The organism is Psychrosphaera ytuae (assembly GCF_017638545.1).
In the GTDB taxonomy this organism is placed as follows: Bacteria; Pseudomonadota; Gammaproteobacteria; order Enterobacterales; family Alteromonadaceae; genus Psychrosphaera; species Psychrosphaera ytuae.
Genome location: NZ_CP072110.1, coordinates 16,385 through 30,939 on the forward strand (window position 1 = coordinate 16,385; position 14,555 = coordinate 30,939).

The 14,555-nt window shown below is 42.7% G+C and carries 13 protein-coding genes; 6 read left to right on the plus strand and 7 right to left on the minus strand.

Annotated elements, in window-relative coordinates:
• Nucleotides 1-71: 71 nt before the first annotated feature.
• The 3 genes from J1N51_RS00070 (at nucleotide 72) to J1N51_RS00080 (ending at nucleotide 2,662) form a co-directional block, all read left to right on the plus strand.
• Nucleotides 72-914, plus strand: a complete 843-nt coding sequence (locus tag J1N51_RS00070) for a DUF3025 domain-containing protein (protein WP_208831988.1) — start codon at nucleotides 72-74, stop codon at nucleotides 912-914.
• 105 nt (nucleotides 915-1,019) lie between these two features.
• Nucleotides 1,020-2,291 (plus strand): PQQ-dependent sugar dehydrogenase, encoded by a 1,272-nt coding sequence (locus J1N51_RS00075; RefSeq protein WP_208831989.1) that lies wholly within the window; start codon nucleotides 1,020-1,022, stop codon nucleotides 2,289-2,291.
• 119 nt (nucleotides 2,292-2,410) lie between these two features.
• Nucleotides 2,411-2,662: a DUF6868 family protein gene (locus tag J1N51_RS00080; protein ID WP_208831990.1), complete on the plus strand. Its 252-nt coding sequence runs from the start codon at nucleotides 2,411-2,413 to the stop codon at nucleotides 2,660-2,662.
• Between the two features lie 11 nt (nucleotides 2,663-2,673).
• Here the strand turns inward: J1N51_RS00080 and hisF are convergent, their stop codons facing one another.
• Nucleotides 2,674-3,447 carry an imidazole glycerol phosphate synthase subunit HisF gene (gene hisF / locus J1N51_RS00085; RefSeq protein WP_208831991.1) on the minus strand — a complete coding sequence of 258 codons (774 nt, stop codon included), beginning with the start codon at nucleotides 3,445-3,447 and terminating at the stop codon, nucleotides 2,674-2,676.
• 221 nt (nucleotides 3,448-3,668) lie between these two features.
• On the opposite strand from hisF, the gene J1N51_RS00090 reads away from it, so the two are divergent.
• The 3 genes from J1N51_RS00090 to J1N51_RS00100 all read left to right on the plus strand — a co-directional run bounded on the left by J1N51_RS00090 (nucleotide 3,669) and on the right by J1N51_RS00100 (nucleotide 9,428).
• Nucleotides 3,669-5,462, plus strand: a complete 1,794-nt coding sequence (locus J1N51_RS00090) for an alpha-amylase family glycosyl hydrolase (RefSeq protein ID WP_208831992.1) — start codon at nucleotides 3,669-3,671, stop codon at nucleotides 5,460-5,462.
• Nucleotides 5,463-5,663: 201 nt separating this feature from the next.
• Nucleotides 5,664-7,358 (plus strand): NAD-dependent malic enzyme, encoded by a 1,695-nt coding sequence (locus tag J1N51_RS00095; protein WP_208831993.1) that lies wholly within the window; start codon nucleotides 5,664-5,666, stop codon nucleotides 7,356-7,358.
• A gap of 114 nt (nucleotides 7,359-7,472) precedes the next feature.
• On the plus strand, nucleotides 7,473-9,428 hold the full coding sequence (locus tag J1N51_RS00100; RefSeq protein WP_208831994.1) for an alpha/beta hydrolase family protein: 1,956 nt from the start codon (nucleotides 7,473-7,475) through the stop codon (nucleotides 9,426-9,428).
• A gap of 75 nt (nucleotides 9,429-9,503) precedes the next feature.
• Here J1N51_RS00100 and J1N51_RS00105 read toward each other — a convergent pair whose 3' ends face one another.
• The 6 genes from J1N51_RS00105 to J1N51_RS00130 form a co-directional block, all read right to left on the minus strand.
• Nucleotides 9,504-10,451, minus strand: coding sequence for a M14 family metallopeptidase (locus J1N51_RS00105; protein WP_208831995.1), 948 nt, complete (start codon nucleotides 10,449-10,451; stop codon nucleotides 9,504-9,506).
• A 24-nt stretch (nucleotides 10,452-10,475) separates the two neighbouring features.
• Nucleotides 10,476-11,447: a lipoyl synthase gene (gene lipA, locus J1N51_RS00110; protein ID WP_208831996.1), complete on the minus strand. Its 972-nt coding sequence runs from the start codon at nucleotides 11,445-11,447 to the stop codon at nucleotides 10,476-10,478.
• Complete coding sequence (gene lipB / locus J1N51_RS00115) at nucleotides 11,447-12,127, minus strand: lipoyl(octanoyl) transferase LipB (protein WP_208831997.1); 681 nt, start codon at nucleotides 12,125-12,127, stop codon at nucleotides 11,447-11,449. The genes lipA and lipB overlap by 1 nt, the downstream gene beginning before the upstream one ends.
• Nucleotides 12,128-12,206: 79 nt before the next feature.
• Nucleotides 12,207-12,479 (minus strand): DUF493 family protein YbeD, encoded by a 273-nt coding sequence (gene ybeD, locus J1N51_RS00120; protein ID WP_208831998.1) that lies wholly within the window; start codon nucleotides 12,477-12,479, stop codon nucleotides 12,207-12,209.
• Between the two features lie 50 nt (nucleotides 12,480-12,529).
• Nucleotides 12,530-13,684, minus strand: coding sequence for a serine hydrolase (locus J1N51_RS00125; protein ID WP_208831999.1), 1,155 nt, complete (start codon nucleotides 13,682-13,684; stop codon nucleotides 12,530-12,532).
• A 78-nt stretch (nucleotides 13,685-13,762) separates the two neighbouring features.
• Nucleotides 13,763-14,542, minus strand: a complete 780-nt coding sequence (locus J1N51_RS00130; protein ID WP_208832000.1) for a septal ring lytic transglycosylase RlpA family protein — start codon at nucleotides 14,540-14,542, stop codon at nucleotides 13,763-13,765.
• Nucleotides 14,543-14,555 lie beyond the last annotated feature (13 nt).

Below are 14,555 nucleotides of genomic sequence, written 5' to 3' on the forward strand. Positions count from 1 at the left end.
TAAGTCAGGCCGAATTTCGAGAGTAAAGCTCGGTTATGGCTAGGATTTAACCAAGCATCGCACGGGGTTAAATGAAAAAGTTTTCAAGTTACACGCACTGGACGACAGAGTTTGCTGCGCAAGGTTGTTTTGACGACATTAACCAAATGGCTGCCTTTGACGAATGGCAACAATGGCCAAGCTGTAAAGCACTCGATTCGCTTTTGCCGTATGAGGTCACAAACAATAACAACAAGCTCATTCAGTTTGTTGAGCAAAGACCGGATCAAGATTATTCCGCGGTTGATTATGAAACTCAGATTTATGATACAGGCAAAGTCCCGACTCGAAGCCAATCATGGCATGACATCTTTGGTGCATTGGTGTGGAGTATGTTTCCACTGAGTAAAGCCAAAATAAACGAACTTCACGTTAAAGATATTCGCAGTCATGGCGCAGAGACCCGCTCAAAATTACGCAATGCCCTTACTTTGTTTGATGAATGTGGTGTTGTCATTGTCACTAAAAATCAAGACGTTTTAGAACAGCTCCGAAATCACCAATGGGAAGAGGCCTTGTGGCAAAATAGGGAACTATGGCATCAAAAATCTGAGCAAGGTGTCGCTGTATACCAATTCGGTCACGCCAATTACGAAATGTTGACCAAGCCATTTGTCGGATTAACAGGTAAATGGATTTGCGTAGATGCCAGTGCTGAAATTTTGAGTCTGCCTAAAAATGTTCAGTATCGAATTTTAGATCAGAAGCTTAATGCGTTGTTAACAGAAGGGTTGCTGTCTGATAACTCTAAAATGTCTCCGTTACCTCTGCTGGGTGTTCCTGGCTGGCATACAGATAACGAAGATAAAGCCTATTATGAAAATACCGATTATTTTCGACCAAAACGTCAGACGAATGTGAACGAAAAAGACTAGTAAACCGTTCTAATAACGACTAAATTTTATTGAAATGGGTTCGAAATACAGGCTAAGAATGGCCAGTAGCCCTTATCAGTGCCAAAAACAAATACGGAGACACCCATGGAACGTTTATCTCGATTGACTAAACAGTTTTTTCAAACCTCTAAAAGCCGCGTTGCGATTACTGCAATCGGTGCTTCATTCATTGCAGTAACGACCAGTGTGAGTACGTTCGCATCAGAGGCGAACGCGAGTTATCAATTAGACTGGACGTTTTCAACGTCGACGGTTGCGTCGGATTTACATAAGCCTTGGGGTATTGCGGCATTAAACGATGACTTGTTTTTAATTACTGAGCGCGATGGTAAGGTGCGACTTTGGGACAACAAAAACAATACAATGTCACCAGCAGACGAGACGTTTACTGACTTTGTTTTTGAAAGTGGCCAAGGTGGGATGTTGGATGTACTAGCGCATCCTAATTTTGCTGAAAATAACCTGGTCTACCTTACTTATTCAGCTGGCCATCGCCTTAAAAATGCAACTCGCCTTTCAACTGCTGAAGTGGTTTTACAAAAAGACAACAATGGTAAGGTCACCAGTTTTTCTCTCAAAAACAAACGTGATATTTTTACTGCACAGCCGTTTAAAGCTGCGACTTATCATTTTGCCGGTCGTTTAGTCTTTATGCCAGATGGAACTTTAGTGTTTGGTGTAGGTGACGGTTATACCCATATGGACAAAGCACAAACCTTAGACAACCACTTCGGTAAAGTGATTCGAATCAACGATGACGGCAGTGTTCCTGCTGACAACCCGTATGTAGAAATGGCTAAGAAAGACGAAACCATCAAGCCAGAGATTTATTCATATGGACATAGAAACCCGCAAGGCATGTATTATGACGCTAGCCGCAGTGTTTTGTTTTCTAACGAACACGGCCCAAAAGGCGGTGACGAAATTAATATTATCAAACCAGAGTTAAACTACGGTTGGCCTAAGATCACTTACGGAATCGACTACTCAGGCTCAGAGATAACGCCGCATAGCGCTTTACCAGAAATGCAACAGCCTTTGGTAAACTGGACGCCTTCGATCGCGCCTTCTTCTATGCTGGTTTATGAGGGCGATTTATTTCCAGCGCTTAAAGGTAAACTTGTAAATACGTCATTAAAGTTTCAAGAAATTCGTGTCGTAGAGCTTAAGGACAAAGCGAAAGCGGCCAAAAAGCCAGTTCAGCAAGACTATGCAAAAGGTCCCTGGCAGCCAGCTAATCAATGGACGTTTTTTAAAGACCAAGGTGAGCGTTTAAGAGACATAGTCGAAACGGCGTCAGGCCAGTTATTGATTGTCACGGATAGCGGCAAGTTAATTCGATTGGATAAAGCATAACAGTGATTATCCTTATCTGACTTGTTGTGCGGTTTATTGATTGGGATCAAATCAATTTCGTGAAGACTTATCTATTATTAAAGCTCGCTTAGGCGGGCTTTTTTTATAAGGAGAGGGTGATGGAATTAAATTATGACTTTTTAGTATCGTTATTTGGTTGGATGAGTGTTATCAACTTAGTTTGTTTACTGCTTTTTACTTTATTCGTGACGCTGTTAAAGCCTGTGACCCTGACGATTCACACCAAACTTCTAGGCATAAAAGAAGAGCAGCTTGAGCTGCTCTATATAAAGGTTCTTGCTTATTACAAGCTAACCGCCATTGTATTTGTCTTTAGTCCGTATTTAGCGCTAAAAGCAATGGCCGGGTAACTGTTCGCGAGTTATTTGCGAATCGCAACACCTTCTTTAATTAAATAATCTTTTAGTTCTTGAATATCAATAATTTGTTTGTGAAAGACCGACGCTGCTAAAGCACCATCAACGCCAGCTTGTTGGTATGCGTCTTTAAAGTGGACCATTTCTCCAGCACCGCCTGATGCGATAAGCGGTACGTTACAAACTTCGCGGATCTTCTTTAATTGTTCCAAATCATAACCCTGACGCACACCGTCTTGGTTCATACAGTTTAGAACGATCTCTCCTGCGCCTCGTTGTTGCACCTCTTTGACCCAGTCTGCCGTTTTACGACCAGAGTTTAGAGTGCGGCTTTCATCACCGGTAAATTGATAAACTTCGTACTCACCCGTCTCTTTGTTGTAATAAGAGTCAATACCGACAACGACACATTGTTGGCCATAGGTATCGTGCAGTTTAGTAATAAGCTCTGGGTCCATTAAAGCAGGGCTATTAATTGAAATTTTGTCTGCACCCATAGCCAAAATTTCACCCGCCTGATCGACAGTTTTGATGCCGCCAGCAACACAAAATGGAATATCAATAACCTGAGCGATTCGGCTCACCCAGCTCTTGTCTACAACACGTGTGTCACTCGAAGCGGTAATGTCATAAAACACCAATTCATCGGCGCCTTCTTGGGCATAGCGCTCTGCTAACGGTACGATATCACCAATCGTTTCATGGTTGCGAAACTGTACGCCTTTAACAACTTTACCGTCTTTTACGTCTAAACAAGGGATAATGCGTTTCGCTAACATAATGGTTCTCTTCGTTATAAATATAGAATGGAATGAGCTTAAAAAAGCGCTAATGTAGAGTGCTTACTCTATTTGTGTCAAGCGCGAGGCGGTAGTTTAACCTAGTTTTAAATTGGTTGCATACGTAGTCATAGGTTTCCAGGCGAGTTTTGATTTAAAAATATTAAGCCTTTAGTTATGTTAACGGCTAAGTCAAATATCAAGACACCTAGGATAAAATAATGACAATAAAAGATAAATCAGCCAAGTTTATCAAGTTAAGCTTGTCAGCTCTGACTTTTTCACTACTCGCTGCCTGCGGCCAAGGTCCTTCAGATGAAAATGTCGAGAAAACTGAGCAAGGTAAAGCTGTAACCTCAGCAAAACCTCAAACACAGTTTAGTGAGCATTATCTCACTCGTGATGTTCGTGATGATGTCTTTTATTTTGTAATGCCTGACCGTTTTGATAATGGTGATCCGAGTAATGATTTGGGCTCAAAAACGATCAAAGAGAGCTCAGGAGGCTTTGACCCTAAAAGCACCGGTCACTACCACGGCGGTGACATAAAAGGTTTGACTAAGCGTCTAGATTATCTAAAAGAAATGGGTATTTCTGCGATTTGGTTAACGCCTATTTTACGCAACCAAGCTGTGCAAGGTGACTCGTCTGGATACCATGGTTATTGGCCACTGGATTTTACCGAAATTGACCCGCACCTTGGCACAAACGCGGACTTAAAAGAATTTATAGATGAGGCACATGCCAAAAACATCAAGGTGTTTTTTGACATCATTACAAACCACACCGCTGACGTAATTAAATATGAAGAATGTCATGGTGGTGGTAAGCCGATGTTCAGTACATCTAGCCAACTGTGTGAGTATGTGAGCCTTGCAGATAAAGCGGCTGGTAAAGGCTATACACCGTTTATTCCTGAAGGACACGAAAACCTTAAGACACCAGCTTGGTTAAACGACCCTAAGTATTACCACAACCAAGGCGACAGTACTTGGCAGGGAGAGAACTCAGTTTACGGTGACTTTATGGGGTTAGACGATGTTGATACCGACAACCCTGAAGTTGTTAAAGGCATGATTGATATCTTTAACAATCTTATTGCTGAGTTTAAGCCAGATGGCTTCCGTATTGATACAGTAAAACACGTAAATATTGAGTTTTGGCAGGAGTTTACGCCGGCGATAATCGACTTTGCAAAAGAGCAGGGTATTCCTCAATTTTTTGTGTTTGGTGAAGTGTATTCTGGAGATCCGAAGGAACTGAGCTCATTTACGACAACGGGCGATATCCCGTCGGTGTTGGACTTTGCTTTTCAATACCGAACTAAAGATGTATTTGCCTATGGCAAAGGCACAGATAATCTTCAGGACTTGTTTTCAAATGATGTCTTGTATAACGACCACAACAGTTCAGCTGATTACCTAATGAACTTCGTTAGTAACCATGATGTGGGCCGTTTAGGTTATACCTTAGACCAATCGTTACCAGATGCGTCAGAACAAGAGAAGATCCGTCGTGCATTGTTGTCTAACTCTTTAATGTATTTTGGCCGTGGTATTCCAGTTGTGTACTACGGTGACGAGCAAGGCTTTACGGGAGACGGCGGTGATCGTGGTGCACGTGAAGATATGATGCCGTCAGTCACACCAGAGTATAATGACAACAACTTATACGGTACTGATAAAACGACTGCCGATGATAACTTTGACCAAAGTCATCCAATCTACCAAAAGTTGGCAGAGTATGCAGCGGTGTACCATCAGCATGAGGCACTTCGCAAAGGCAAACAAGAAGTCATCCATGCGCAAAGTGAACCTGGTATATTTGCCATCACCCGTACTCTAGAGTCTGGTGAACAATATTACGTGATATACAACTCTGCACTATCCGCACAGACTTTTGAGTTACCAGTTGCGACGGCCGAGTTTGTTTATGGTGACTCTGCCCCTGCTGATAGTCTTAATGGCGCGCAAATCTCTTTACCTCCGTTAAGCCTAGTAATCGCTAAAAAATAGCGGGCGACGTAATTATCGACAAAAAGCGCAGTTTTTCTGCGCTTTTTTTGTTTTTACCTGTAAAAACAGGTACTACCAGTGATTTAACTTTTGTTAAATCCTCTACTATGCTTTCACATTGATGATATTTAAAAGTAAAATACGGCTTTAAATAAATCTCCCAATTCCTTTCCTTATAGGACAACCAAGAGGCAATAATCTGTGAGCCAAGAATCTGTAAAAAGTCCGTTATACATTCATTACGCTGGTCCAGCGTTGATCGAAACGCCACTATTGAACAAAGGTACTGCGTTTTCAAAAGAAGAGCGCACTAACTTTAACCTTATGGGGCTATTACCTCCAAGGTATGAATCGATAGACGAGCAAGTAGAACGTGCCTACATGCAGTATTCAAGTTTCCAAGAGCCTATTAACAAGCACATTTACCTACGTGCTATTCAGGATAGTAATGAGACTTTATTTTTTAAATTGGTGACGCAACACATTGCTGAGATGATGCCAATTATCTATACGCCAACAGTTGGCGACGCTTGTGAAAAATTCTCTGACATTTATCGAAGTAATCGTGGTTTATTCATTTCTTACACTGAGCGTGATCAAATGGATGAGATACTGCGCAACGCGACAAAACACAAAGTAAAAGTGATTGTAGTCACCGACGGTGAACGTATTTTAGGTTTAGGTGACCAAGGTATTGGTGGAATGGGCATTCCTATTGGTAAGTTGTCGTTGTATACGGCGTGTGGTGGTATTTCTCCAGCTTACACTATGCCGATCACACTAGACGTAGGTACCAACAATGAGAAGCTATTAAATGACCCTATGTACATGGGTGAACGTCACAAGCGCATCAGCCAAGAAGAGTACGATAAGTTTGTAGAGCGTTTTATTGTTGCGGCACAAAAGCGCTGGCCTGGTGTGATGATTCAGTTTGAAGATTTTGCTCAGCCTAATGCGATGCCGCTGTTAAATCGCTATCGCGACCGCGTATGTTGTTTTAATGATGACATTCAAGGCACTGCAGCGGTGACTGTGGGTACTTTGTTAGCAGCGTGTCGTAAAAAAGGCACTAAACTTTCCGATCAAACCGTGACGTTTGTCGGTGCTGGCTCAGCAGGGTGTGGCATCGCAGAACAAATCATAATGCAAATGCAAGCCGAAGGTATTTCTGAGTCAGAGGCTCGTTCTAAAGTTTATATGATTGACCGTCTTGGCTTAGTCACTGACGGTATGGAAGGCTTACGTGATTTCCAGCAAGCATTGGCGCATAAACCATCAGAGCTTAGTGACTGGAATATTAACGGGCAATACGCGACGTTGGTCGAAACCATCCAAAACGCTAAGCCAGGCATTTTAATTGGTGTATCAGGTGTTCCTGGCTTGTTTACTGAAGAAGCAATTAAAGCTATGTATGCAGCTGATGCACAGCCAATTGTTTTTCCACTGAGTAACCCAATTAAACAAATCGAAGCGCGTCCAGAGCAGGTTATTGAATGGACAGATGGCAATGCGATTGTTGCAACGGGTAGCCCGTTTGGTGAAGTTGAGTACAAGGGCAAAATGTACGACATTGCTCAGTGTAACAATGCTTATATTTTCCCTGGAATTGGTTTGGGTGTCGTTGCCGTTGGCGCTCGTATTATCTCGGACGAAATGATCATGGCCTCAAGTGAAACACTTGCTGCGTCTTCTCCGTTGGTTAACACAGGTTCTGGTGCATTACTTCCAGAGCTCGTCGACTTGCCAAGTCTAAGTCGTAAAATCGCCTTTAATGTTGCTAAGGTGGCTATGGAGCAGGGCCATGCACTGACTATTTCAGATGAAGAGTTAACTGAGCGAATCGAAAGCAATTACTGGACGGCACAATATCGACCTTACAAGCGAGTAAGTGCATAAGCTAGATTAAGCTAAGTTATTGTTTTATTTAAAGCCAGCATTGCTGGCTTTTTTTATTGGGTTTGAATATATTGGAGAGGATTATATTAATAACCATAAATAAAGGACTATATTATGAAGCGGGTCGCACTTGCTTTGCTCTTACCCATTTTTTCAATATGCGCTGTCATTCCTAACATTGCCCAAGCCAGTAAGGCTGAGCAACACGCTAAAGCTTTCGGCCACTTACCAATGTTTCAATATGCTCAGGTATCCCCTAATGGTGAGCATATAGCGGCGGTGTTTAATGCGCCAGATGGTCCTCAAATTGTCGTAAGCAAGTTTGGCTCTCAAGAGCTTACAGCCATTCTCAAACTTAAAAAGGCCCAAGACAGGATAGATTCCCTTATTTGGGCGAATGACGACCGCGTTATTGTCTCTGCAAGTTATTCTAAATCTGCGTATGGTGATCGGTTCCGAGTTTCTCGTTTGTTTTCGGTAAGTAAATCTGGAAAAGAGTTGCAAGAGCTTAAACCTAAAGAGGTACGTTCGGATCGAATAACTCGAGGTGCTTTGTACAGTGAGCGCGTAATTGCGATACTCAAAGATGACCCTAACCATGTTTTGGTACAGGGTTTTGACGAACGTGACGAGGCGGTTGCGGTTTACAAAGCGAATGTTGATACCGGTGATTTGGACAAAACCTTTATCAATAAGTACCGGGTAAACGCTTGGGTTGCAAATACCCAAGGCGAAGTCGTGTTAGGGGTAGAAATCGATGAATTAAAGCCTGGCTTAAGGCACATTTGGCACAGAGCAACAGAGTCTGCAGAGTGGAAAAGAATTCAATCGATTCAATCATTTGAAGATCACTCTTTCGAACCGGTATTTGTTGATGGCAATAGCTTATATGTTTTGTCTCCTCATGAGCACGGCAGAAAAGCACTGTGGGTGTACAACATTGCGTCGGGTAAATTCGATTCGTTAGTTTATGCACACGAAAAATACGATGTGGCGGATGTAATTGTGGAACCTGGCTCATCTAATATTATCGGTGTTCGATACATGGATGATTATGTGCGCAGCGTGTTCTTTAATGAGACTGATAACAGCGTATTCCAGATCGTTAAAAATAGCTTTAACGGGTTTGAGACATCTATCACCAGTTTAGACACCAATCGCAAAAAGATTTTGGTATCGGCACAAACCAATGTTTCACCGACCAAGTACTTTTGGTTAGATTTGGAGAAAAAGGCAGGTGGTGTTTGGTTTAGTCAATATCCATATTTAGAGGGCAAACGACTTCCTGCGACTCAGAAATACTCATTTACAACTTCTGATGGCGTAGAACTTCATGGCTACATAACGTTGCCAGATGGAGTTGAAAAAGGAAAAGCGCCTTTAGTGGTATTTCCGCATGGCGGGCCATTTGGTGTTCGTGATTACCAATACTTTGACCCTTATGTACAGTACATGGCGAGTCTAGGTTATGCAGTTATGCAGGTTAATTTTAGAGGCTCGGGTGGTTTTGGTAGCAGCTTTGAAAACCAAGGCTATCGCCAGTGGGGCAAACGTATGCAACAAGACGTTTATGAAGCGATTGATTATGTTGCTCAACAACAATTAGCCGACACCAAAAATAGCTGTATGGTTGGTGCGAGCTATGGCGGTTACGTCGCGCTAACTGCATCGTTTCAAAAACCAATGGACTTTAAGTGTATCGTCTCTATCGCAGGCATCGCCAATTTGACTGAGCTGGCTGAGGACGATTATAAGTATAAAAGTTTGCGCGCCTTTATCAGTAAAACCATTGGTAACCCTAGGGACGATAAAGAAAAAGCAGAGATGGATTCGTTATCAGCAATCTATAACTTAGACAAAATAAAGGCTCCTGTACTGCTTATTCATGGTACTTACGACACGCAAGTCAACTTTAGCCAATCTGACAAGTTTTATGATGCTGCTGAAGATGCGGATATTGATATTGAGTACGTCAAAATAAAACACGGCACGCATTATTTTGACGATGGTGATAATCGACAATTAATGTTTAAAGAGTTAGGTGAGTTTTTGGTAGAACACTTGAAATAAAACCTAACCTAACTAAACAAAAAGCGCCGAGAAATTCTCAGGCGCTTTTTTCGTTTAAAGAGATATTTACGCAGTTTAAGCGTGTCTTTCAGAATCGAGAATAAAGTTAAGCGCACCTCTGATGACAGCGACTTGGGCGTCATTACAATTGCGTTCATCTACTTTAGGGCTGTCTGGGTATACCTCGGTTGTGGTTTTGTATTTGGCATCTGTCATGCCCATACACAACCCCAACGGTTTTGCGTCATACTCAATAACCCCAAGTTGCTGAAGTGGAACACCAATTAACTCGTTATTGTCATCGGCTGGGGCAATATGCGTTATTTTTTTGACTTCGTCGATAATAGCCGTTTGGAAGTCAGCTTGTGGATTTTGCGCATCGGCCACTAAATAAAAACCATCAGGGATGTTCCAAGTCTTTTGTACAATTGCGTCTCTTGCTGCGAGCGCAGGGCGAAACTCACTGTTGTCCGTATCGGTAGTCTCGTGTAAGTCGATATGGCAAAGAGGCGATATCTCGTTGGTTTTGAGATATTCCATTAGCAATAGAGATTCTTGCGCTTCAGAGCCTTCATAAAACGAACGATTTGGATCAGCAGCAAACGGATTCCATCGATTGATAGTTTCGTAACCCCAAGGGCTTAAACAGGGAGCAATAACAAAGTTGAACTGCCGAATGTAGTTTTCTGCTTCAGTTAGAGCAAACTGTAATGCACCCTGAACACCACTGGTTTCGTAGCCGTGTACACCACCTGTGATTAAAATAGTTGGGCGTTGGTTATCCCATTGAACGCTTTTGATAACAAAAAGAGGGTAGTTGTCGGCGTCTTTAATAACAGGCAAATCGGCGTAATTGAGCTGACCGTATTGTTCTGTTTCAAAGTAGCTCGGTAACTTAGCTAACTTGGTAACAACCTGTTCTTGGTAAGAACGTCTTACCAATTGTTGCGCGAGCCATTGTTGTTTTTCTTCTGGTCCCCACTTTTTGCCAGGGGTGCCAATCGGATATGCTTGCTCAGTCATTTGGTAAGACTCCTTGTAGAAATGTTATTTTACTTCTTCACCTGCGGCTTGTTTGTCAGCATGGTAACTAGAGCGAACAAATGGGCCAGATGCTGCGTGTTTAAAGCCTAGCTTGTCAGCCTCCGCCTTAAACATATCAAACTCAGCTGGTGGCACGTAGCGCTCAACAGGCAAGTGATGTTTAGAAGGTTGTAGGTATTGGCCGATGGTCAACATGTCGACATTGTGCTCGCGAAGGTCTTTTAATACTTCGATGATTTCATCGTTGTTTTCACCTAGTCCAACCATCAAGCCAGATTTAGTATCCACCTCAGGGTGCATTTCTTTGAATCGCTTCAGTAATTCTAATGACCATTTGTAGTTCGCGCCAGGACGAGCCAAACGATACATACGCGGCGCAGTTTCTAAGTTGTGGTTAAACACATCTGGTGGCGCAGTAGAGAGGATTTCTAACGCTTTATCCATACGACCACGGAAGTCAGGTACCAAAATCTCTACTTTAATGCCTGGGTTGTGCTCGCGAATCGCCTTTACACAATCAGCAAAGTGTTGAGCACCACCGTCGCGCAAATCATCACGGTCGACCGATGTAATTACTACGTACTTGAGGCCCATCTCTTTAATCGTCAGGGCAAGCTTTTCTGGTTCTTGCGCATTAGGTGGAAGAGGGCGTCCATGAGCAACATCGCAAAACGGGCAGCGACGCGTACAAATGTCGCCTAGGATCATAAAGGTCGCCGTACCGTGGTTAAAACACTCAGGTAAGTTAGGGCAAGATGCCTCTTCACACACAGAGCTTAAGCCTTGGCTGCGCATGGCTTTTTTTATGTTATCGATCTTTTCGCTCGACTTAGGTAAGCGAATTTTAAGCCAGTCAGGCTTACGTAACATGGTTTCGCGTTCAGATGGCATGATCTTAACTGGAATGAGGGCCATCTTTTCGGCATCTCTCAGTTTGACACCGGCTTCTAATTTTGACGTTTTAACTGTTGTCATTACGCTCTCTTTTCGTTTAAAAACGGCTTAGGAAGGCCATTTTCATATTTAATTTGGTTCGCGTTTAACTTTTCTGCGATGATTTTTGTTAGTGGTTTTGCGGCTTCGGTGACGGAATTTGGGCCACCTATTTGACTAGTCTGAACCATTTCTAAGCCTGCGTAACCACAAGGGTTAATACGTAAAAAAGGCTCTAAGTCCATATCGACATTCAACGCCAACCCATGGAAGCTACAACCTCGTCGCACTCTTAACCCTAAAGACGCGACTTTGCGTTCGTCAACATATACACCTGGCGCGTCTTTTTTAGCGTACGCTTTAATTTTGTATGCTTGTAAGGTATCGACAATACTTTGCTCTATCAAGGTGACTAGGTCGCGTACACCAATTTTTTTGCGGCGTAGGTTAATTAACAGATAAACCACTAGTTGGCCTGGACCGTGATATGTCACCTGCCCACCTCTATCGACTTTTACGATAGGAATGTCACCAGGGTTTAACAAATGTTCTTCTTTACCCGCTTGGCCTTGAGTAAAAACTGGGTCGTGCTCGACAACCCACAACTCGTCAATTACGTTGTCATCTCGGTTATCAGTGAAGTTTTGCATCGCATGCCAAATTTCTTGGTAGTTACCTGTGTCAATTTGGCGGATGGTCAATTGTTGAGTGAGTTCGGACATTAACGCGTTCTTTTAGTTTGAGTACCGATGCGAAGGTCAGGGCAGGCCTGACCCGTTGTGAAGAATGTGAACTTAGTCGTTATAAAACAACTCTTACGATGTCAATTGCACCAAGTTCATTGTATACCAACTCCATATGCTCTTTACTGGTTACAGTAACCGAAATTGACACAGAGTGATAATTTCCTTTGGCACTTGGTTTAACCTTAGGAGCAAAGTCACCAGGCGCTATCTCTTGAAGTACCTCTACGATTTTTACCGTTAAGTCCTCTTGTGCTAGCCCCATTACTTTAAACGTTTGGCGACATGGGAAGTCTAACAATTCATCAAATTTAGTGTTTTTTACCGTCATTTTAATACCTTACTGAAAGTCTTCCCTAGACTCTTACTTCTAAAACTGGATTATAACTCAAATTTTTTGCGAACGTAGTCGGACATGCGCTTGAACAGACCACCTTCGTTTACTTGATCAAGGGCAACTAATGGATAAGTAGTTACTACGTCTTCTTCAATTTTGATCGTTAGCGTACCAACGACTTCGCCTTTCTTAATTGGGGCTTCTAGCGGTTTATCAAGGGTAAACGACGCAGCTAGCTTTTCACGATAGCCTCTAGGAATGGTGATAGCTGTGCTTTGGTTGATACCCAGACGAACTTGGTCTTTATCACCCATGTATATGCGTTGTTTAGCAAATTCAGTACCTGCTTCGTACGCCGTTAGCGTTTCGTAAAAGCGGAAGCCATAGCTAAGTAACTTTTTGCTTTCAACTTTACGTGCGCGCTGGCTGTTTGCACCCATAACAACTGAGATAAGACGCATGTCGCCTTCAACTGCAGACGCAACTAAAGAGTATCCTGCAGCTTCAGTGTGACCGGTTTTGATACCGTCTACGTTTAAACTTTTGTCCCAAAGTAGGGCGTTACGGTTGATCTGTGAAATGTTGTTGTAGGTAAAATCTTTCTCTTTGTAAATTGCGTATTCTTCTGGAACGTCATTTATCAAAGCTTGACCAAGTAATGCCATGTCACGAGCGGTACTCAAGTGACCTTCAGCGGTTAAGCCATGGCTATTAACAAAGTGTGAATTGGTTAGGCCAATCTGCTCAGCATAAAGGTTCATCAATTGAGCGAATTGCTCTTCACTACCCGCAATGTGCTCTGCCATCGCAACACAAGCGTCATTACCAGATTGGATGATTATGCCGCGGTTTAAGTCAGCAACCGAAACCTCTTTGCCAACTTCAATAAACATTTTTGACGACTCAGGGAAATTTTTGGCCCAAGCATTGCGACTAACGGTAACCATATCAGTTAATGCGATGTTACCTTTTTGAATCTCTTGGCCGATGACATAGCTTGTCATCATTTTGGTCAAACTAGCAGGGTTTAGTGCTTCATCTGCGTTCTTTTCAGCGATGACTTTACCAGTATTGGCATCAATTAAAATGTAAGCTTTGGCATTAACGCTCGGTGGGTTTGGGACTAGCACTTTTGCGTTAGCGACTAATGAAAGAGCGAGGGACGTAATACTAACCAGAGATATAAAAAGTTTTTTCATTGTGTTCCATTCATTCTAATGTTGCTGAGTTAAAATTTAGAGGCGGTATTATCCATATAGGGACACTAAGTGTCCAGTTTAAGGCGCTAATACGCTCTCTATCGCGACAGACTCGTAACCGAACTCTTTTATTTTTTGTAATAGTTCGTTGGCGTCATTTTTTTGCTTAAAAGGACCAAAAACGACTTTGTGTGTATTGTCTTTGGCAAGCACCTTAGCGTCTTGATTTAGCATAAGCGTAAGCCCTTTTAGGGATTCGTTAGCGCTACCTTCATCTGAAAATCCATGCAATGCGACCTGGTATAGACTCTGTTCGGGGATATAAGGTTCCTGATCAGGAATAATTAATTCTACTTTTACTCTCGCCGTGCCTGTATCGTACACGCCAAGTTTAAACGCAGCGGCATATGATAAGTCGATAATACGGTCGCCGTGAAACGGCCCACGATCGTTAACTCTCACAACAGCCGTTTTGTTGTTGGCTAAATTTGTCACTTTCACATAACTCGGTAGTGGCAGAGTTTTGTGGGCAGCTGACATACCAAACATATTGTAAATCTCTCCGTTGGATGTCAGGTGACCGTGAAACTTTTTGCCGTACCAGGATGCAGTCCCTTTTTGACTAAAAGGCTTACGTTCGGTCATTGGCGTATAGCTCTTTCCGAATACTTCGTAAGGGAGGTTGCCGCGACCAATCGGATCGTTAGTGACTTCAGGGTCTTGTTGCTCGAGCAACGTCGGCGGACGTGTAGGAGCGCTGTCGTATTTATCTGCGTAACGACTGTTATTGGCACAGCCAGATAAAAGAAAAGCAAATAACCCAAATGCGGGTAAAAACGAGAGTCGATTATTATTCATTGTTGTTACTCGT